The 17,997-nt window shown below is 67.2% G+C and carries 16 protein-coding genes and 1 pseudogene; 12 read left to right on the top strand and 5 right to left on the bottom strand.

The window, feature by feature from the left end:
• Window positions 1–141 precede the first annotated feature (141 nt).
• A complete protein-coding gene (locus tag ACIQCZ_RS05660) occupies window positions 142–903 on the bottom strand; it encodes a class I SAM-dependent methyltransferase (RefSeq protein WP_402279934.1) in 762 nt (253 codons plus the stop codon).
• Window positions 904–992: 89 nt separating this feature from the next.
• Between ACIQCZ_RS05660 and ACIQCZ_RS05655 the strand changes: the two genes are divergently transcribed.
• The gene (locus ACIQCZ_RS05655) at window positions 993–1,622 is read left to right on the top strand and encodes a CGNR zinc finger domain-containing protein (RefSeq protein ID WP_402279933.1); all 630 of its coding nucleotides are present in this window, start codon (window positions 993–995) and stop codon (window positions 1,620–1,622) included.
• Here ACIQCZ_RS05655 and sodX read toward each other — a convergent pair.
• A complete protein-coding gene (gene sodX, locus ACIQCZ_RS05650) occupies window positions 1,526–1,984 on the bottom strand; it encodes a nickel-type superoxide dismutase maturation protease (protein WP_402279932.1) in 459 nt (152 codons plus the stop codon). The two genes, ACIQCZ_RS05655 and sodX, sit on opposite strands and share 97 nt — an antisense overlap.
• A 179-nt stretch (window positions 1,985–2,163) precedes the next feature.
• Between sodX and sodN the strand changes: the two genes are divergently transcribed.
• Entirely contained in the window at window positions 2,164–2,559 is a 396-nt protein-coding gene (gene sodN, locus ACIQCZ_RS05645) for a superoxide dismutase, Ni (protein ID WP_327369805.1), read from the top strand.
• A 7-nt stretch (window positions 2,560–2,566) separates the two neighbouring features.
• Here the strand turns inward: sodN and ACIQCZ_RS05640 are convergent, their stop codons facing one another.
• Both ACIQCZ_RS05640 and ACIQCZ_RS05635 read right to left on the bottom strand, forming a co-directional pair.
• The gene (locus tag ACIQCZ_RS05640; protein ID WP_402279931.1) at window positions 2,567–3,721 is read right to left on the bottom strand and encodes a tyrosine-type recombinase/integrase; all 1,155 of its coding nucleotides are present in this window, start codon (window positions 3,719–3,721) and stop codon (window positions 2,567–2,569) included.
• A gap of 24 nt (window positions 3,722–3,745) precedes the next feature.
• Window positions 3,746–4,246, bottom strand: coding sequence for a helix-turn-helix transcriptional regulator (locus ACIQCZ_RS05635; RefSeq protein WP_402279929.1), 501 nt, complete (start codon window positions 4,244–4,246; stop codon window positions 3,746–3,748).
• A gap of 119 nt (window positions 4,247–4,365) precedes the next feature.
• On the opposite strand from ACIQCZ_RS05635, the gene ACIQCZ_RS05630 reads away from it, so the two are divergent.
• The 10 genes and pseudogenes from ACIQCZ_RS05630 (at window position 4,366) to ACIQCZ_RS05585 (ending at window position 17,258) form a co-directional block, all read left to right on the top strand.
• Window positions 4,366–4,560 (top strand): helix-turn-helix transcriptional regulator, encoded by a 195-nt coding sequence (locus ACIQCZ_RS05630; RefSeq protein WP_402279928.1) that lies wholly within the window; start codon window positions 4,366–4,368, stop codon window positions 4,558–4,560.
• Window positions 4,561–5,065: 505 nt separating this feature from the next.
• Window positions 5,066–6,318: pseudogene (locus ACIQCZ_RS05625) on the top strand (DUF3631 domain-containing protein).
• Window positions 6,319–6,633: 315 nt separating this feature from the next.
• The gene (locus tag ACIQCZ_RS05620; RefSeq protein WP_402280238.1) at window positions 6,634–7,182 is read left to right on the top strand and encodes a hypothetical protein; all 549 of its coding nucleotides are present in this window, start codon (window positions 6,634–6,636) and stop codon (window positions 7,180–7,182) included.
• A complete protein-coding gene (locus ACIQCZ_RS05615; protein ID WP_402279927.1) occupies window positions 7,172–8,875 on the top strand; it encodes a relaxase/mobilization nuclease domain-containing protein in 1,704 nt (567 codons plus the stop codon). Before ACIQCZ_RS05620 ends, ACIQCZ_RS05615 begins: the two co-directional genes overlap by 11 nt.
• Before the next feature lie 358 nt (window positions 8,876–9,233).
• Window positions 9,234–10,442: a hypothetical protein gene (locus tag ACIQCZ_RS05610; protein WP_402279925.1), complete on the top strand. Its 1,209-nt coding sequence runs from the start codon at window positions 9,234–9,236 to the stop codon at window positions 10,440–10,442.
• 86 nt (window positions 10,443–10,528) lie between these two features.
• Entirely contained in the window at window positions 10,529–10,981 is a 453-nt protein-coding gene (locus ACIQCZ_RS05605; RefSeq protein WP_402279924.1) for a hypothetical protein, read from the top strand.
• Window positions 10,978–11,631 (top strand): hypothetical protein, encoded by a 654-nt coding sequence (locus tag ACIQCZ_RS05600; protein WP_402279923.1) that lies wholly within the window; start codon window positions 10,978–10,980, stop codon window positions 11,629–11,631. The genes ACIQCZ_RS05605 and ACIQCZ_RS05600 overlap by 4 nt, the downstream gene beginning before the upstream one ends.
• 22 nt (window positions 11,632–11,653) lie before the next feature.
• Complete coding sequence (locus ACIQCZ_RS05595; protein WP_402279922.1) at window positions 11,654–14,746, top strand: hypothetical protein; 3,093 nt, start codon at window positions 11,654–11,656, stop codon at window positions 14,744–14,746.
• Window positions 14,743–16,113, top strand: a complete 1,371-nt coding sequence (locus ACIQCZ_RS05590; protein ID WP_402279920.1) for a serine/threonine-protein kinase — start codon at window positions 14,743–14,745, stop codon at window positions 16,111–16,113. Before ACIQCZ_RS05595 ends, ACIQCZ_RS05590 begins: the two co-directional genes overlap by 4 nt.
• Window positions 16,110–17,258 (top strand): hypothetical protein, encoded by a 1,149-nt coding sequence (locus ACIQCZ_RS05585; protein ID WP_402279918.1) that lies wholly within the window; start codon window positions 16,110–16,112, stop codon window positions 17,256–17,258. The genes ACIQCZ_RS05590 and ACIQCZ_RS05585 overlap by 4 nt, the downstream gene beginning before the upstream one ends.
• Window positions 17,259–17,451: 193 nt before the next feature.
• Here ACIQCZ_RS05585 and ACIQCZ_RS05580 read toward each other — a convergent pair whose 3' ends face one another.
• Window positions 17,452–17,997: an HAD domain-containing protein gene (locus tag ACIQCZ_RS05580; RefSeq protein WP_402279917.1), complete on the bottom strand. Its 546-nt coding sequence runs from the start codon at window positions 17,995–17,997 to the stop codon at window positions 17,452–17,454.

Below are 17,997 nucleotides of genomic sequence, written 5' to 3'. Positions count from 1 at the left end.
GCGCCCCTCTCCGGGTCCGCGGGTGCGGACCGTCTCACCCTTCCAGTGCTGTGGGACACGTGGTGGGTTGCAGCAGAGCGGAGAAAAAGAAGGGGTGGTACGGGTCCCGGCCCGTACCACCCCTTCCCGTGCGTGCTGCCGCTACTTCACGGCGAGCACCAGGGAGTCCGACGGGGAGGCCCAGACGGTCCGCGCCTCACCGAACCCCGCCTCGCGCAGGGTGTCGGCGTGCCAGCGCACGGACGGCATGTCGCCGTCCGCGTGCTCGCCGTAGATCCTGTACCGCTCGGCGGTCGGCCCGGCGAGGACCGGGTCCTTGGCCGCGAGAGCCCACCAGTCCGCCCAGTCGAGGGCGCCTTCGGCCTTCGCCCGGTCCATGGCCGCGTGCCGGTGGGCACGTTCCGCCGCGTTGATCCTGGGCGTCTGCGTGTCGATCATGTGGTCGGCGTTCATGAACACCCCGCCGTCCCTGACCAGCCCGCCGATCCGCCGGTAGAGCGCGGTGAGGGGTTCGGTGTGCAGCCAGTGCAGGGCGGTGGCGGTGAGGACGGCGTCGTACGAGTCGTACGGCAACTCCCCCGCCCAGTCGGGGTCCTTGAGGTCGGCGGTGACGAAGGTGACGCGCTCGTCGCCGTCGAAGTGCCCGCGGGCGATGGCGAGCAGGGCCGGGTCGAGGTCGACGCCCGTGCTGGTGGCGTCCGGGAACCGCTTGAGGAGCCGGTCCGTAATACTTCCCGTACCGCATGCGAGATCGAGCACTCTCGGCCGGGGCCCCACCACGGCCTCGACCATGTCCAGCATCACCCGGAACCGTTCCTCGCGGTCGGGCATGTACCACTCCTGCTGGCGGTCCCAGCTCTCCTGCCAGGCCGCCCAGTCAGTACCTGTTGTCGTCTCCGTCACGAGGAACCTCCATGTAATACCCTGGTACCGAGAAAGCCCATTACATCGCTCGCTGCATCGACTTTAGACCGACGCCGTAAGGACTACAAGTGGAACTGGCCTATTACTCGGACTATGCCGTGCGTCTGGTCAACACCGAGGAGCCCGTCCGCAACAAGGACTCCCTCACCTCCGTCGAGGCGGTCCGCGACCTGTTCGGGGTCAACCGGCAGGCCGCCCGGCGGGCGACGGACGCCGATGTGACCCGCTTCCGGTCCGTACGGGCGCGGCTGCGCGCGGTCTTCGAAGCGGCCGACGGCGGTGACGAGACGCTCGCCGTCGACCTGCTCAATTCGCTACTGCTGGAGTTCCCCGTCAGCCCGCAGATCTCCGGGCACGACCTGCGCGACGAGGACGGCAAGCCGGACTGGCACATGCACCTGGCCGACCACCCGTCGAACGCGACGGCCGGATATGCCGCCATCGCCGCGATGGGCCTGGCGTTCCATCTCACCTCCTACGGCGTGGACCGGCTCGGCCTGTGCGAGGCGGCGCCCTGCCGCAATGCCTACCTCGACACCTCGACCAACCGCTCCCGCCGCTACTGCTCGGACCGCTGCGCGACCCGCGCCAACGTGGCCGCCTACCGGGCCCGCAAACGCCTGGAGACCGAACGCGCCGCCGACACCGGCCGCAGCGCGGAGACCGCCCAGGTCAGCACGGACCGCACCGACCGCTGATCCTTCTTCAACGGCCGGTAGCGCGCCCGGACCCTGGCCAGCACGAACTCGTCGGGCACCGTCCCGTAATCCGTGCTGTCGCCGCCCGCGAAGGTGTTGTCGGCCAGCACCCACCAGCCGCCCCGTCGGCGCTCGGCGGCCCGTTTCACGACCAGCAGGTCCTGCTGGAACGGATGGCGCAGAATCACCACGTCCCCGGGGCGCACCGGCGCCCCGTACTGCACGAGCAGCCAGTCCCCGTGATGCAGCGTGGGCACCATCGACGGCCCGGTCACCTCCACCACCTGGAACGGCACACGCCCGGCCAGCCCTCGTGCGGGCTGCTCCCGCGTCACCTCCGGCACCTCCGGCACCTCCCGCATCTCTCCGGCACCTCCCGGTCCATCCAGTACACCGTCCAGTACAGCGTTCCGTACATTCGGCCACTGGGCCCATTCCCACCCTGGACTTTTGGCCTAAGCCCATGGGGGCACCCACGAAAACCCGTCTCTCACGGAGTAATGTCCCACCTGAGAAGACGATCACGAGGAAGGACAGCTCAATGCTTTCCCGCCTGTTTGCCCCCAAGGTGAAGGTCAGCGCCCACTGCGACCTGCCCTGCGGCGTGTACGACCCGGCCCAGGCCCGCATCGAGGCGGAGTCGGTCAAGGCCGTCCAGGAGAAGTACCAGGCCAACGAGGACCCGCACTTCCGGGCCCGCGCGGTGGTCATCAAGGAGCAGCGCGCCGAGCTCGCCAAGCACCACGTCTCGGTGCTGTGGAGCGACTACTTCAAGCCCCCGCACTTCGAGAAGTACCCGGAGCTGCACCAGCTGGTCAACGACGCCCTGAAGGCGCTGTCGGCGGCGAAGGCCTCCACGGACCCGGCGACGGGCCAGAAGGCGCTGGACTACATCGCCGAGATCGACAAGATTTTCTGGGAGACCAAGAAGGCCTGATCTCCCTCTAGGCCGCTTGACCTGCACTTTCGCGGGTCGCGCGGCTTAGCTGTCCGCACCCGGTCCGCAGTCCGCCGAGCACGGCGTCCATGACGGCCCGGGTGCGGTCTTCTTCCCCCGGCCACAGGTGCGCGTAAATCCGCAGCATGATGACGGCGGACGCGTGCCCGAGGACCAACTGCACCTGCTTGACGCTCGCGCCGCCGGCGATGAGCGCGGAGGCGTAGAAGTGCCGCAGGTCGTGGGTGACCATGTGCGGCAGCTCGACGGGCTTGCGGCCCTCACGTCCGGCCGCCTTGTCCTCCTCCGCCTGGAGCGCCTTGCGGGCCCCGTTCCACTCGGTCTTCCATCGCCGATAGTTGAGCGGCTCCCCCTCCTCCATGGCGAACAGCCACTCCCTGGACGGACGAGCGGCAAGGTGCGCGAGGAGTGCGTCGGTGACGACCTCGCCGACTGGAACCGTGCGCCGGGACTTGGCGGTCTTCGGCGGACCGACCTTCCCCGACTGGAGCCGCTGCCGCTCCACGCGAATGCTGCCGGCCTTGAAGTCGATGTCCGACAGCTTCAGGCCCAGCAACTCACCTATGCGCAAACCTGACCCGGCGAGCATGACGACGGCCGCCCGGATGTACGGCGGCATCACACGGGCCATGGCCTCGACCTGAGCGACGGTGGGCGGGGTAACCTCCTCGTCCGGAATGACCGGAAGGGTGATCCGGCGGCACGGGCTGGAGGCGATGACCTTGTCGTCCACGGCCGCCGTCATGACGCGCACAAGGACGTCGTGGACGTTCCGGACACTGCCCGGACCGAGCTGGTCGGACAGGTGCTTGAACAGCACTTGTATGTCGTTGCGGCGTATCGCCGCCAGGGAGCGGGCACCCAGCGCCGGTACGAGGTGGAGCCGGAGCGCGTTGTCGGTGATGCGCTCACCCGCCTCGCTCGCGATGAGCGAGCCCTGCCACCTCTCGGCGTATTTCGCGAAGGTGATGCGACCGGCGCGCGGGTCGACGTACTGACCGGTGACCACGCTGGCTGTGACCTCGTCGAGCCAGCGCTGGGCGTCGAGCTTCCGGTCGAAGTGGCGAGCGTGCTCCTTGCCGTCGAGATCACGGTAGCGGGCGCGCCATTTGCCGTTGGGGCGCTTCTGTACGTTCGCCAAGTGGCTTCTCCTCTGTGCTGGTTGTCAGTAGTGGCCCCCGTCCTCGATGTCGCCGGTGAGGACGCGGGCGTCCCGCTCGTCCCCCATGAGGCGGAGGCATTGCTCGTGGATCGCCCGCGAGCTGTCCGGATGGGCCTTGATGTGGTCGGCGACGGCGACCACGGCGCGGTGCAGGCGGTCGCGGGCGTCGCGGGTCTCGTAGAACGCCTCGACGGCTTCCTGGACAAGCCGCCGACTGTCGATGTCGAGCCCTTCGAGGGGCGGGGACATCAGCTCTTCGAGGGGGAGCTCGAAGACCCGGGAGAAGGCGAGCGCCTCATCGAGGTTGATCCGCCTGCGGGGTGATCCGTTCTCGATACGCCAGACAGCCGTCTGGTTCATCTTCACGCCGGCTCTGGTCACGCGCTCTGCCAACTCGGTCGTGCTCCACCCTCTGACCTCGCGCTCCAGGGCAACGCGGCCGGCCACGTTGCCTTCGCTGTAGAGCAGCGGCACCTCGCCACCCTCGGCCTTCTCGCCTGCCATCGAACCTCCATCATGACCATCACTATCCAAATTGAAACACGCTCTTCCCGATTTGGCTAACCGCCGATCGTCGGGTACGAATATGCATACCGAATCAGCGCCTAGCCGAATAGGAAAGCATGCGATACCTGACCACCGCCGAGGTCGCCGAGCGCTACCGCACCGCAGAGAGCACCATCCGCTACTGGCGCCAGCTCAAGAAGGGGCCGCGCGGCATCAAGGTCGGCAAGCGGGTGCTCTACCCCGAGACCGAACTGCTGCGCTACGAGCGCGCGCTGGCCGACGGCGGAGACGAGTGGGGCCTGGCCTCATGAGCCGCAGGCAGTCCCGGACACAGCAACGGCCCCCGGCGCGCCAACGCCGAGGGCCGGAGATTCCCCTGCACATCGCCCATCCCTGAACGAACGAACCGGTGAGGGGCGGGACCTTGCCCGTCCCGTCCCTCACCCGAGAGGAACGTCGATGGAGGACTCTACGTCCCCCGCCACCTCGAACACATCCGAAGTCGTCTGGCCCACTGTCGCGGTCCCCGGCCAGGGCGTCCCCCAGCGCGACGGGGACCGAACGGAGTCACGGTCCCCGGCTGTACCCATCAGCAGCGATGCTTCGACGGGTGTTCCGTCCGGGGACCGAGACATCCCCGGCACGGCAACCGTGCAGGTCAGCGCACTGGGGACCGGTCCCGCAGATGCGGGGACCGGGGACCGAACCGACAGTTTCGGTCCCCCGGTCCCCAAGCTCGGTCCCCAAAACGCGGGTGAGTACGTAACCCTCCGAGCCGATAGCGAGGGGCACGGTCCCCACGCGTCTGCGGGGACCGTGGTCCCCGACGGCGGACCGGGGGCCGGGGACCGCGCTGGTACGAGCGGCGAGACGGCCGACGAGGGAGCCGCGCTGCTGGACGACCTGCGGGCGGCGATCGGCCGGTACGTGGTGCTGCCGAGCGACGAGGCACTGTCGGCCGTCACGTTGTGGGTGGCGGCCTCCCATATTCAGCCCGCTCTCCAGCATGCGCCGCGTCTGGCGGTGGTGGGGCCGACCAAGGGATGCGGCAAGTCCCGCGTCCTGGACGTGCTTCACGAGACCGTTCATCAGCCGATGATGACGGTGAACACCTCGCCTGCGGTGGTCTTCCGCTCATCGGCAAGAACCCGCCGACGCTGCTCGTGGACGAGGCCGACACCATCTTCGACCCCAAGGCTGGCGACAAGGAGGATCTGCGCGGTCTGCTGAACGCCGGGCACCAGCGCAACCGCCCGGCCTGGCGGATCTCCGGTCCGGAGCACAAGCCGACGGCGTTTCCCACCTTCGCCATGGCAGCGCTCGCCGGGATCGGTGACCTGCCGGACACGATCATGGACCGCGCAGTCGTGCTCCGCATGCAGAAGCGCAAGCCTGGCGAGCGCATCGCCCCGTTCCGCTCGCGGTACTCCGTTCCGGAACTGAACGCGCTGCGGGACCGGCTGACCGCCTGGCTGGCCCCGCTGCGGAGCACCGCAGAGGGCTTGGTTCCCCAGATGCCGGTCGAGGACCGCGCTGCCGATACGTGGGAGCCGCTGGTGATCGTCGCCGACCTGGCCGGCAGGGACTGGCCCTCGCGGGCCCGTGCCGCCTGCCTGGCAATGACCAGGAACGAGGTGGTGCAGGACGAGCAGACGACGCTGCAGACCCGGTTGCTCCGGGATATCCGCCGCGTGTTCGAGCAGCAGGGCGACACAGGGGCAATGCGCAGCCACGACCTGCTCGCCGCCCTCATCCAGGACACCGAGGCGCCGTGGGCCGAGTACGGCACCAAGGGGTTGAACGCCTATCACCTGGCGAACCTGTTGCGCGACTTCGGCATCAGCCCGGCCAACCACCGCTTCGAGAATGGCAGGCAGGCGAAGGCGTACGCCCGCAACCAGTTCCTCGACGCCTGGGCCCGCTACTGCCCCGCCCCCGCCCCACCGGCCCCCGCAGCCAGCGAGAGCGCCCTCGCGCGTCGAATCCAGGGCAAGCCACCGACCCCACCGACCGGCACGCCGCCCGTTGGCCCGCCCGGCGGGCCTTCCGGCCCCCGGCGCACTCGCTGACACCAGCTCCGTATCAATCCGTCGCATCCATCCCCGCGCAGGTCAGCGCGGGGACGGAGTTCCTTGCCGATACGGATCACTCCGTACCTGCGACCGCCTCCGTACCTGTCCTGACCAGCAACGGGACGGATGCAACGGACGTGACGAAGCCCCACCGCACACGACCACCGGAGCACCACCATGCCCGAAACGAGCACCGACAACTCCCCCACCCGTCGCCGCAAGGGATTCTTCGGCCTGACCCGCCGATCAGCAGCAAGCTGGAGCGAACGAGCCTCTAACGAGGCTTCGTCCGCGCTTGCCCCCGCCCCAGGGGTGGCGGAGGAGAAGGCCGGGCGCCAGGGGGCGCCCGAGCCGGAGGAGGCAGGAGCCGAGACCAACTGCCCGACGTCGCCCTACTCCGTCGCTCACCCGTCAGTCGAGCAGCCCTCCTGGCGGGATCTCGATGCCCCCGTCCTGCCTGCGCTGATGAACCGCAAGCGCACGGTGGAGAAACGCGACCAGGAAAAGACCATCCGCTTCACGCGGACAGCGGTCGGTGTGATCAGCGCCGCCGCTCACCAGCGCGGTCAGAAGTTCGCCGGATTCGTCGGCGACGCCGCCCTCGCCGTCGCCCAGGGCAAGGCCGGGCTGGTCGGCAGCCCGGAGGACGATCCCCTCCGCCCGCTGATCGAGGCCGTCGAGGCACACACCGTCGCGCTCGACCGCATCGGCAGGAACCTCAACCAGATCACCACGGCCATCCACCGAGGAACAGTGCCCGAGCGCGCCGAGGCCGTGCTCGACCACGTCGAGCAAGCAGCCGAGAACGGCTACCGACTGATCGACCAGCTCCTGGCAGAAGGCACCACGCATGGTTCCTGACGTCTCCACCGGCTCCGACACCCGCGGACTGATCGCCTACCTCTTCGGCCCCGGCCGCCGAGACGAACACACCGACCCTCACATCGTCGCCGCCTGGGACATGGCCGGCGCCCCGGACCCCGGCCGCAACCCGACAGCCACCTACTCCCAGCTCGCCAAGCGCCTCAACCACCACGTCGACCTGCGCACCCGCGAACTGGGCGGCAAGAAACCATCCCAGCACGTCTGGCACTGCCCGGTCCGCACCGCGCCCGGCGACCGCTACCTCACCGACGCCGAGTGGGCCGAGGTCGCCCGCCGCATCGTCCACGTCACCGGCGTCGCCCCCGAGGGCGACGAGAAGGCATGCCGGTGGATCGCCGTGCGCCACGCGGACGACCACATCCACATCATGGCCACCACCATCCGCGCCGACGGGCGCCGCCCGCGCACCCACCGCGACGGCCAGCGGGCCCAAGCCGAGTGCCGCAAGATCGAAGCCGAGTTCGGCCTGCGCCGCCTGAAGACCGGTGACCTCACCGCGCCCCGCACCCCCACCGGCGCCGAACGCGCCAAGGCCGAACGCCAGGGCCAGACGGTCACCGCACGGCACTGGCTGCGCGAGCAGGCGTACGCGGTCGCCGCCGCCGTACACAACGAGGCCGACTACTTCACCGTGCTCCAGTCCCTCGGCATCAAGGTCAAAACACGCCTCGGCCCCGAAACCGGCGACGTGATCGGCTACAGCCTCGCCGCCCCCGGCGACACCAACACGGCCGGCGAACCCGTCTGGTACGGCGGCTCGAAACTCGCCCCCGACCTCTCCATCAACCGCCTACGCGAACGCCTCCCCCACCAGGAGGCGGCCGACCGCCCCCAGTACGTGGCGAACCCTGCCGACCCGTGGCGGCACACCACCGCTGCCGTACACACCGCGCGCACGCTCCTCGACTCCGATGACGATGCCGCCGCCCAGGGCCACCTGGCCGCCTTCGGCGACGCCCTCTACAACATCACCAGCGCCACAACCGGCCCGCACCGGGCGGAACTGCGGGCGGCGGCGATGGCGTTCAACCGCGCCCGCCGCTCCGCCACCCACGCCGACCACCAAGCCGCCACCGCCCTGCGCAAGGCCGCCAAGGAACTTGCCTACGCCTCGAACCAACCAGGCGGGCTCGCCATCGCCCTACTCTTCGCCACCGTGCACCTGGCCCGCGCCGCCGCCAAATGGCACGAACAGTGCGGCCACGAACAACAGGCGGCAGCAGCCGAGGAAGCCTTCCGCCACCTCCAGACGGCTTACCAGCAGGCCGCCACACCCGTCCTAGCGGACTTGGCCCGCCGCGCACCACGAGCCGCAACCGCCCGCCGCTACGAGCAAGACGTGCGCGCGGCCCTCCCCGACCACGCCGACCGGCTCCTCACCGACCCCAACTGGACCGCCCTGACCACCACCCTCGCCCACGCCGAAACCGCCGGCCACAACCTCCGACGCCTCCTGGCCGAGGTAGGAACCCAGCGGGAACTCGACAGCGCCGAGCACCCCGCCGAGGTCCTCAACTGGCGCATCACAGCTCAGCCGAACCGGCGAGCACAAGCGGCTCGTAAGCGAAGCACGGTCAGCGGCACGTCCTTCGTCTCCGCCACGGCAAACCCGCCAGCCACACCGGTGGCCGATCGCTCCCAGCCGCAATCCCTGCAAAGGGGACGGTGACGCGGAGGTTGGCAAGCCCGCTTAAGGAACCGTGCCTCCGCTCGATATCGCGCGGAGGCACGGACACGATCCCAGCCACTGGGCCGTTTTGTGCCCACGGACTTTACCCGGATCGAGCACCATGGTCTCGGCTTTGACCGCACTCTGGGAGCCGTCATCTGCCTGCGACCTTTCCATCAAATCAGCTACCCTACGTGCTGCGGGTAGGACTGGGGGTGATGAGGTTGGTGGGGGCGTTGACTTCTCCTGTTGCAAGGGCCTGCCCGTCGACCATGAGATAGGGCTCTGCCCCACCCCTGCAACATCGCGGCTGGGACCCCAACCCTAGAACCAGGACACAAGCAGGAACGGTTTAGTGGTGGACGAGCAGTTTGAGCTGGAGGCAGTGGCGGCCGAGCAGGCCGTTGTTTCTGTGTTCAAGCAGATAGTTGCCGTCCTTGCGCGCCAGGCGAACGCGGCGATCGATGACGCGGCTCTGTTCCGACTGGCGGACACGCTGTTCGCTGCGTTTGCCCGCGCGGGTGAGGACGGGCTGACAACTGAGCAGATCCGGGCGGCATGTTCCGCCTTCCCGCAAGACGTGATCGACAACCGGCTGGTTGTCCTGCGGAAGCTTGGAGCGATCCAGCCCGCGTTCGATAAGCCCTACCAGCGCGAGTACCGGGCCTCGTTCACCAGCTATGTGTCGATGCTGTTCGTTCAGCGGATGCTGGCCCGCGGAGGCCAGTCGGAGTTGCACCAACTTCTGACGATGGAGAAGATCAGGCTGGAGGGTGGGGAGAGTACAGCCGAGGACGCCCTTGAGGTTGCCGTCGAAATCACCACCGCGCTTCGGCTCCTTGTCGCCGAGCTCGTAGCGTTGACCGTCAACGGCACGGTGGAAACTCTGCGGGAGCGTGCGCCGCTGCTGTGGAACGCGAAGTCGCTGATTGACCAGGCGTCCGCGGTGCACGAGATCCTTCTGGAGTTCTGGCCAGAGCTCAGCCGCATGTGCGGCGCGCTGCGATCGGCGATCGCAGCCTATGAAGATGCCTCGACAAATGCGTCGGCACGCCTGATGGCCGCAGCGGGGACCTCTCGTGCACTAAACCTGCTACCGCCCGAGATGTGGAAGCGCTTCGCGAAGCGGGCATCTGTAGATGAGCTCGCGGCGGTCCTGGCTGATCAGGTCTTCGACGCGCCGTCCCCATGGCACGATGCCGCTGACCTGGCGGAGGCCATTGCGTGCAGGCCGCAGTCAACCGGCAACCGTTCAACGCCACCGCGTTCCCGGGTCCCCGACGACAAGGAGCCGCCCTACCAGGAATGGGGGGACGCGGAGGCGGAGCGGCTGGCGGCAGTTGCCGAAGAAGTGCTCAGCGGCGAGGACTCTGTTGCGGTCGAACACCTTCTGTCAGACATGGACTGGTTGACAGCGCGCCGCCTGCTGGCCGACCTGATTGCCGCGAGCAACAACGACCGGCTCGGCTACCGGCTGGCATGGTCCGGCCCGGTCCAGGTAAGGGTAGGTAGCGTGCCGTCTTGGCTTACCTCTGGCGTGTTCGAACGAGTACGGAGGCCCGTGTGAGTGATGCTGACGCGGCGCTGTGGTGGGCGAGGGTGCGAGCGGAAGGCCCGTTACGGATGCCGGCAGCTACGAGAACACCAGCGGGCATGCTGCGAATGGTGGAGCAGGGTGGTGAGCGCTGCTGGCTGCTGCCCTGTCCACCCGACGACGTGACGCCGGCCGTGCTGCGCGAACTGCGGATGTCTGCGATCCCAGTGGAGTTCCCGAACGAGACCAGCCGGGTCCTTGCTGCGGCGCTGCGGTGCTGCTGGGCCGATGTCCAGGCAGGCCCGTGGCCGGGGCAGTCGGCGACGATGCACGAGGTACTGGACGTGGTGGACCAGCTCATCCCCGGACGCGAAAGAGAAGTGCTGCACCGCTTCGGAATGGGAGCGTTCCGCCGTCTGCAATCCAGCCGATGGTTGGACATCGACGACGGGGCACAGACAGTCCGCCTCGGCCCCCGAGCGGCTACGTGGCCCGACCAGGACCTCCCCGTGCTGCGGGACCTGTGGCGGGAGCTTCCTCCTCCTCGATCTAGTGGGAAGTCGGAGCGATGAGCGGCCTGTTCGATGACTTGCTCCAGCCGCTCGGCGACAAGCAGCGTGACGCATTGGTTTCGGCCTGGGCCGCACTTGAGTACGGCAGCGAGCCAGCCAGCGAGGCGGCGCTGCCCGCCCTTCGGGACGCGGCGCTGCGTCACCTGCTTGACCAAATGCTGCACAGGACCGGCCGCACGCTTGTCCCCGCGGGCGCCTACCTCTGGACATCGGGGTACCGGGACGACATCGCCGCGGAACTCGTGGCGAGCGGCTGGGGGATATTGCCGCCGCTAGAAAGGGCCACGCTGATTCTGGTGCTGATCCACTCAGTTGCGATCCCTCGGGCAGAAGGACACCTGACCGGGGACGAGTGGCAGTCGAACCACCCGACGACACCGACCCGACTGCGGAAGCTTTCGCAGATTCACGGGCAGCGGCGTCTGTCCGATGCCCTGCAATGGCTGCGTGCGGCCGGACTGGTCCGCGTGGCGCGCGCCGCTGACCGCGAGACAGCAGGGGCCTCCTACGTCCCTGGGCCTGCGCTACGCCGACTCACTCCGGCCGCGCGCCAGCGACTGCAGGAGAACCTGATCCTGGCCGTGGGCCCGGATACCGCGCTCGCTACGGCGATCACGGTCCGCCGGAACCTCGGCCACCCCAAGAAGTGACGATTTCTCCGAGGAGCGGTGCATGAGCGACAAAGAGCCGCCAGAAGACATTGTCGGTGAACGTGTCCTGGTTGGCCTTCAGAGCGTGCGAATCTCCAGGCTTTCCACGCATCCCATCCCGGTTGCAGCTGGCACTCTCATCGCCGTGGCAGGGCAAGGGCCGAAGGACTCCAACGGGGCAGGGAAGTCGTCACTCCTGGCTCAAATCAGCTTGCTGCATGCTGATGAACAGTGGCGATTTGGCTCCGGCGCGTCCACCGCAGTCGACCTGCTGTTCAATTCCGAGGACGCGGGCGGGGAAGACCGCTGGGGCAACGCCGACTACGGGTACCTCATCGGCGTGTTCGCGCCCGCCGTCGGAGACCTCGATCAGCTACAGGCCGGCGCCCTGACCGTGTGGATCCGGATCGACCGCAGCCGCCAGAAAGGGCCCCGGCTGAAACTACGTTGGCAGGACGGTCTGCTTCTACCCGCTGGAGACAGTGAGGCCGGACGGGAGCAGGCCGCCGACTCGGTCTGGCAGGCCCTGCCCCCGCGGGCTGGACGGAATGACGTGGTAGCCCGTGACCTTCCGCGCACCCTCTACGGGGAGCATGTGCGGTGCGTGTCGTTCCTATCGACATCAGTGCGGGCCAGCGCCGCCCCCAACCTCCTCGCCCAACCGCTCAACGAGATCTCCGAGCGACGGATCTTCGAGGCAATCGCTGCGCTCACCGGCATCGACCACGAACTACAGCAGGAACGCCAGGCACGCCGCAACGAGTACGACCGCCTCCAGGAAGCCAGCAATGCCGAGTCCGACCTAGCCACCTGGGAAGAGCGCACCCAGGTTATTGAGGATGGTATCGACGCGCGCGACCAAGCGCGCCAGCACGTCGTCGAAGCTGCTGACCGCTGGCGGTCACACATAGCACGACGGCTGTACGACACCCTCCAGCGCGACGCCGACATCCAAGCCGAGATCGCTGGAATCGACACCGAGATCGAGCAGGACAGCCGTACGGTTCAAGAGCTGGTCAGACAAGCGAGGGAGCTGGCCGACAACGATGCATTCACACAACGGCAGCAAGTCGCAATGAGCACATTCGGCAGGCTCCACACCGTCGACCGCGACCTGGACAGACAGGTTGCAATGCTGCAACAGAAGATCGAAGAAGCCGACGGCCTGCTGCGCGAGGCCAAGCGAAAGGCCCGTGACGCCGACGGACGCGACGAGCCAACCGCTAACCAAGAACGCGCTGACGCAGACGCTCACTTAGAAAAGATGGTCAAGGAAGTCGGAGTGGCGGAGAAGGCGCTATCCGACACCAAAGCAATCCTGGAGGACGCGGAGAGCGGCAGAGACCTGGCCCGGCAGCAGATCGACGTCCTTGCGGCCGAGAGGATCAGCGCCATCTGTCTGCTCGACGCCATTGTCCTCACCGACCAGCAGAGGTCAAAGTGGGAGCCGACCCTTTGGCCGTACCGTGAGGCCGCCGTCGTGGACTCCGACGATCTCGACAGGGCCAGTGCACTCCTCGCGGACCTACCCGGCTCGACCCTGATCGCGGCCAACCTGACCGCAAGAGCGGGGCACGTTGATCTCCCAGGCAATGCCCACCCTCAATACGACCTGAGTGGCTTCCTCGCGGCCCTGGACACGCGAGTCGCCGCCCGCACCAACCCTGACCGCATCCAAGACGAAGCGGGCATCGTGACTATCGGTGGCTTTCCCAGACCCGTCACCGACCGCGCCGCCCGCATTGCCGCAGCACGAGAGCGAGTCCATCGGCAATCCGGCATTCACCAGGAGGCCGAGAGGAAGCGGAAGACTGCCGTACAGCAGGTCGCCGTGGCTGAGCGTCGACAGAAGGGCGTAAGAGCCGCGGCCGAGGCTGTTGAGCTGGACAGAAAGATCAGCAATCTGCAGGTGAAAGATCAGGCCGCTCAGGATGAGCGCGCGAAACTGATCCCTGAGCTCGCCGCTGCAGCCGCCGAACGGGACGAGGTGCTCCTCCTGGCGGCAGTCCGCGAAAACCAAGTCAAGTCTCTGCACGAGCAGAAGGCCGCCCTCGACAAATCAAACAAGGGTCGGCGAGAAAGAATCGGAAACCTCAAGACGGAGCAAGCGCAGCTAGACCTTGACGGACTGAAATCCCACTGGGACGGCACCCTCGAATCCTCCAGCGAGTACCTGCTCGCCTTGCCGGATATCCAACAGTCCTGGACGGCGGAAGACTGGTGGGAAGAAGCTAAGGATCTGATTAGCACCGCAATATCCAAGTGCTTCCCTCTCACCGCCTCTGAAACTATGCCGACGGAAATCACTGGCCTGTTGGCAGAGTTCAGTCAGCGTGGACCCGGCAGCAGCACAAGGGCACAGGCCGTCTTCACCCCGCTGCGCCACGCACTCCATGTCTACCTGCGCCAGCACGAAGACACCGACCAGTACGAGCGCCAGCAGATCGCCACTCAGCGCAACGAGCGCCGCGATAGCCTGGACGCCGCACGGATTGGCCACGAGGAGGCTGTTCAGGCCAGCCGGGCCCATCGCGGGGCGCTCACCTCTGCCATCAAGCAGAAGCTGGTCGACGTCGCAGCGGCGTTCGACCGGCTCGATATGGCCCACGGCGGATACGGGGCCCGGCTCGACTACGCCGAACCTCCACCGCCGGCCGACCCTACCGAGGACTGGGACTGGAAGGTCACGCCGATGTGGCGGCGCGCCCGCGGAAGCCGGCACATCCCCTACAACCGACGGGCCAACACCGCACAGATCGATGATCGGGCGATCAAGCTCGTGTGCGCCGCAGCAGCCGCTAGCGGTACGGGCCGGCCACTCGTCCTTGTTCTCGACGAACTCGGCCGCAACCTCGGCAAGCAGCACCGCCGCGAGGCGGTCGCCCTGCTTGGCCAGATCGGTAGGGAGAGCGGCATTACCGTCGTCGGCGCACTGCAAGACGACATGGAATCCTACGCCATTGACGCCTGCGGCGAGTACGTCAAGCTGCGCCGCAGCTCAGACTCCAGCCCGTACAACGAACAGCCCGTCGTCGTTGGCTACGACGAGCACGCCCCACGTGTCGAACTGCTCAGGGCCTGGCTGACAGGCAACGAGTACCAGGAGCCGGTATGACCTCCCGCTCCCGCCCGCGCGGCTTCGCCATGCGGCACATCAGCGTCTACCCCGGCCTCACCACGTACGCAGTCCCCCTCCCCGATGGTGACTACAGCACCGACCGCCATGGAAATCCCAAGATCACGCGCGTCACTTTGGAGCCCGAAGGTTTTCCTACACCCCGCCGCCCGCACGGCCTAACCGACAGCCAGTGGGCCTTCGCCACCAACAGCCCCCGCCGATGGCAATCCGCCGTGACCATATTCGGCGTCCGCGCCGAGGCCATAGCCACAGAGCTCGCGCGCAACGGGTGCATCGTCCTCGAATGCGACTTCCGCGGCGCCCGTGTGGTCCTGCCACCCCGCGGCTGGGTTCCTCATCCTGACCTGCACGCGGCTCGGCAAGAGCACACCAGCCAGCGCGCCGCCCGAAGGTCCGCTCAGGGCGACGAGGCACGCCGTCTTGCCATCGAGCTTGCTCCCTTCCCGGCTGCCGGTCCACTGGTGGCCATCCTCCTAGCGCAACGGGACGGGGCCTATCGTGACCACGTCATCGAGGCCGCCCGTGCCCTTCTCACCGACGAAACAATGACCAGCACGGACGAGGCCGCGCCGTGGGCAGCTGTGGGGTGGCTTAAGCGAGGAACGAAGACGGACTACGAGAGGGACCAGGAGCCGCTCGCTGAGGGCGGTCAGGGAGCGGTCTACGGCGGCGTGCACAGGCACACCCGCATCCCCGTCGCTATGAAGCAGCTCCGCTACGGTGATGAGGACTCTATACACCGCATGGGCCGCGAGATCTCCATCGGGCACCTCTACGGAGAGCACCCGAACGTCATGCCAGTGATTGACTCTGACCCAGACGGGCGGTGGTTCGTCATGCCGCTTGCGAACGGCAGTGCCGCCAGCCACGCAGAACGTTTGCAGCGGGAGACAGAAGCCCTCCGGGATCTCGTCACGGCGATCTGCGAAGGACTGCGCCGTCCACATGCCGATGACCGGATCCACCGGGACATCAAGCCAGCAAACGTTCTGCTCCTCAACGGCAATTGGGTCGTGGCAGATTGGGGGCTTGGTCGTCAGCCCCGAGGGGAAACTAGCGTTCCGCGCCGAACTCGGACGGGCACCGGTTTCGGGTCCGAGGGATTCGCCGCGCCGGAGCTGTCGTCTGGGAATCCTCATAACGTGACTGCGGCTGCCGACATCTACAGCATTGGACGGCTCATCGCGGCCATCCTGACCAGGGAGCGTCCGGAACAGAACCTCCCACTGCTGCCCGCACGCGGACCCTGGCGAGCAGTAGTAGCAGAGGCGACTCGCCACAAGCCTGCCGACCGACCGCAGGACGTGGACGAGTTCCTTGGCCTGCTCAAGGACATCCCGTGACCGTTACCACGCCGTCCCAGCTTTACCAGGCGCTGAGCCTGGTCCGCCCAGCCAAAAGGATCACGTTTCCGATGACGCGCATCGCGCTAGAGCCGTACTTCCTGCACCAGGATCAGGTTCAGTCTCTCCTTGGCGAGCAGCGGACAAAATCCGCACGGGCACGGGCTGCCCGCAGGAACGAGCCAGATTCAGCGTTGCCCTATGCCCTCGCCGCAGAACTGGCCGAGGCGCATTCCTCCCTGGGAGTAGGCGAGTTGGCGAGGTCCGTCCTGGAGCAGGACCTGCGCACGGGGCAGGTCGTCGGAGCTGAGTTGGATTTTGCCTTCCAGCGGGACCGGGAACAGGACATCCCAGGCTTCAAGCCGATCAACTTTACAGCGATACTCGACGCGGGTGAGCAGGTGCGCGTCACTGGCACGTTCAACTCGGCGAGAACCGCCAGCTCGTCTGCGGCCGGCAGCCTCGCCGGGACCAGGCGGGCCTACCTGATCGGAACGGTCACCAATCTCAGTGCAGCACAAATTGAGCTCAGGCCGGTCTTCATCGGAATCAGGTCATTCGTCGATGACGATCTCACCGTCGGGGGGCTGGCGCCGGGAGCGCGCGTGTATCCCAGCGATATCAGCCAATTCAGCGGGATCGACTTCACATCGCCCTTTACTGAGGCTGAGAGTGAAGCGGTCCTGCACGTGCCGGAGGATGTGGTGAAACACGCCTTCGCGGAACTGATCGGCGAGTCGTATGTCCCAAAGGACTGGGGCGGAGAACGCTCGGACCTCTACACATCACGAGTGTTTGCCCGCGGACACCAGGTTTCGGCTGCCTGGCTGTTCAAGGGGCCCGGCTATCCTCGCGCCATGGACGTCAGAGCCCTGGGCAAAAACGGCGACCAAATCGATCGGTTGTTCACCGAGCCCGCGGAGCTACTCGTTCTGCAGCACTGTCATCAGATCAAACCGAGCGTGGTTGGCATGATGGACGCCTACGCCCACGATGCTCGACGCCCGCGCTACTACATGATCATCGACGGGACTGACACCGGACGCATCCTGAGGTCGCTAGGCATGCTCCCAGCAACTCTGCCTCAGCAGCACCAGCGAGCGGGATTCCCAAGGCAAGGTGAGCTCTTTCAACGCGACCACTGATTGAATGACGAGCTCGATACCCACAACGTACAAGGCTCCTGTGCTGTTGGCAGAGAGCTCGAAGTCTCAACTGGCAAGCTCAGGCGTCATGTCGGTCGGTACACAGTCGACCTCCCGCACATCTTGGTCGAGTGGGGCACCATGCTCATCAGGCTTATGCCCTCGCTACTCATGGCAGCGAGGGCATAAGTCGTCAGGCGGCATGGGCTGCGGTCAACTGCGAGGCCCACGTCGTGACCTCGGTCAGGTGCTCGGGCTGCAGGCCGAAATGTGGGTCGGGCTGAACGAGAAGGGTCGGCGTTCCCTTGGCAGTGCGCTCCGCCGCCCAGGCGTGGTCGAGGCCGGTGAAGTCGTCGTCGATCCAGACGGCGGGGGCGTCTGCCAGCCAGATGTCAACGTGGTCGCGTTTCCAGAGGTAGCCGTCGGGGTGACTCGTGGTGATCTGGGGGCGGGGCAGGTCGAGGTAAGGGAAGTCGGGCAGCCCCAGGAGAGGGCCGACGATCGTGGTGGCGTCCTTGCGCCAGCTCGTGCACCACACGGGGGTGACGAGCCCGCTGGTCAGGAGGTCGGTGAGAATGCCGCCCTGACTCGGGTCGAGCCAGACGAGCACGGGATCGTCAGGGTGCCGGCCGGTGGGCAGGACGGTATGGCGGACGTGGGTGGGCGGGGTGCTGCCGTCGGCGGCCGGGAACGGTATGAGGACGCCGTCGATGTCGAGAAGCAGGTAGGGCAGGGGCAT

It is taken from the genome of Streptomyces sp. NPDC093149 (assembly GCF_044754145.1).
Taxonomy (GTDB): domain Bacteria; phylum Actinomycetota; class Actinomycetes; order Streptomycetales; family Streptomycetaceae; genus Streptomyces.
Note: the sequence above shows the minus strand (reverse complement) of the source record. Positions and strands in the feature narration are given on the sequence as shown.

Excerpts from the sequence above, each read along its gene's own strand:
- ACIQCZ_RS05605 (WP_402279924.1), top strand. The coding sequence starts at position 10,529 with ATGCTGCGAATGGTGGAGCAGGGTGGTGAGCGCTGCTGGCTGCTGCCC.
- ACIQCZ_RS05635 (WP_402279929.1), bottom strand. The coding sequence starts at position 4,246 with ATGGCAGGCGAGAAGGCCGAGGGTGGCGAGGTGCCGCTGCTCTACAGC.
- sodX (WP_402279932.1), bottom strand. The coding sequence starts at position 1,984 with ATGCGGGAGGTGCCGGAGGTGCCGGAGGTGACGCGGGAGCAGCCCGCA.
- ACIQCZ_RS05600 (WP_402279923.1), top strand. The coding sequence starts at position 10,978 with ATGAGCGGCCTGTTCGATGACTTGCTCCAGCCGCTCGGCGACAAGCAG.
- ACIQCZ_RS05590 (WP_402279920.1), top strand. The coding sequence starts at position 14,743 with ATGACCTCCCGCTCCCGCCCGCGCGGCTTCGCCATGCGGCACATCAGC.
- ACIQCZ_RS05615 (WP_402279927.1), top strand. The coding sequence starts at position 7,172 with ATGGTTCCTGACGTCTCCACCGGCTCCGACACCCGCGGACTGATCGCC.
- sodN (WP_327369805.1), top strand. The coding sequence starts at position 2,164 with ATGCTTTCCCGCCTGTTTGCCCCCAAGGTGAAGGTCAGCGCCCACTGC.
- ACIQCZ_RS05595 (WP_402279922.1), top strand. The coding sequence starts at position 11,654 with ATGAGCGACAAAGAGCCGCCAGAAGACATTGTCGGTGAACGTGTCCTG.
- ACIQCZ_RS05580 (WP_402279917.1), bottom strand. The coding sequence starts at position 17,997 with ATGCCCCTGCCCTACCTGCTTCTCGACATCGACGGCGTCCTCATACCG.
- ACIQCZ_RS05630 (WP_402279928.1), top strand. The coding sequence starts at position 4,366 with ATGCGATACCTGACCACCGCCGAGGTCGCCGAGCGCTACCGCACCGCA.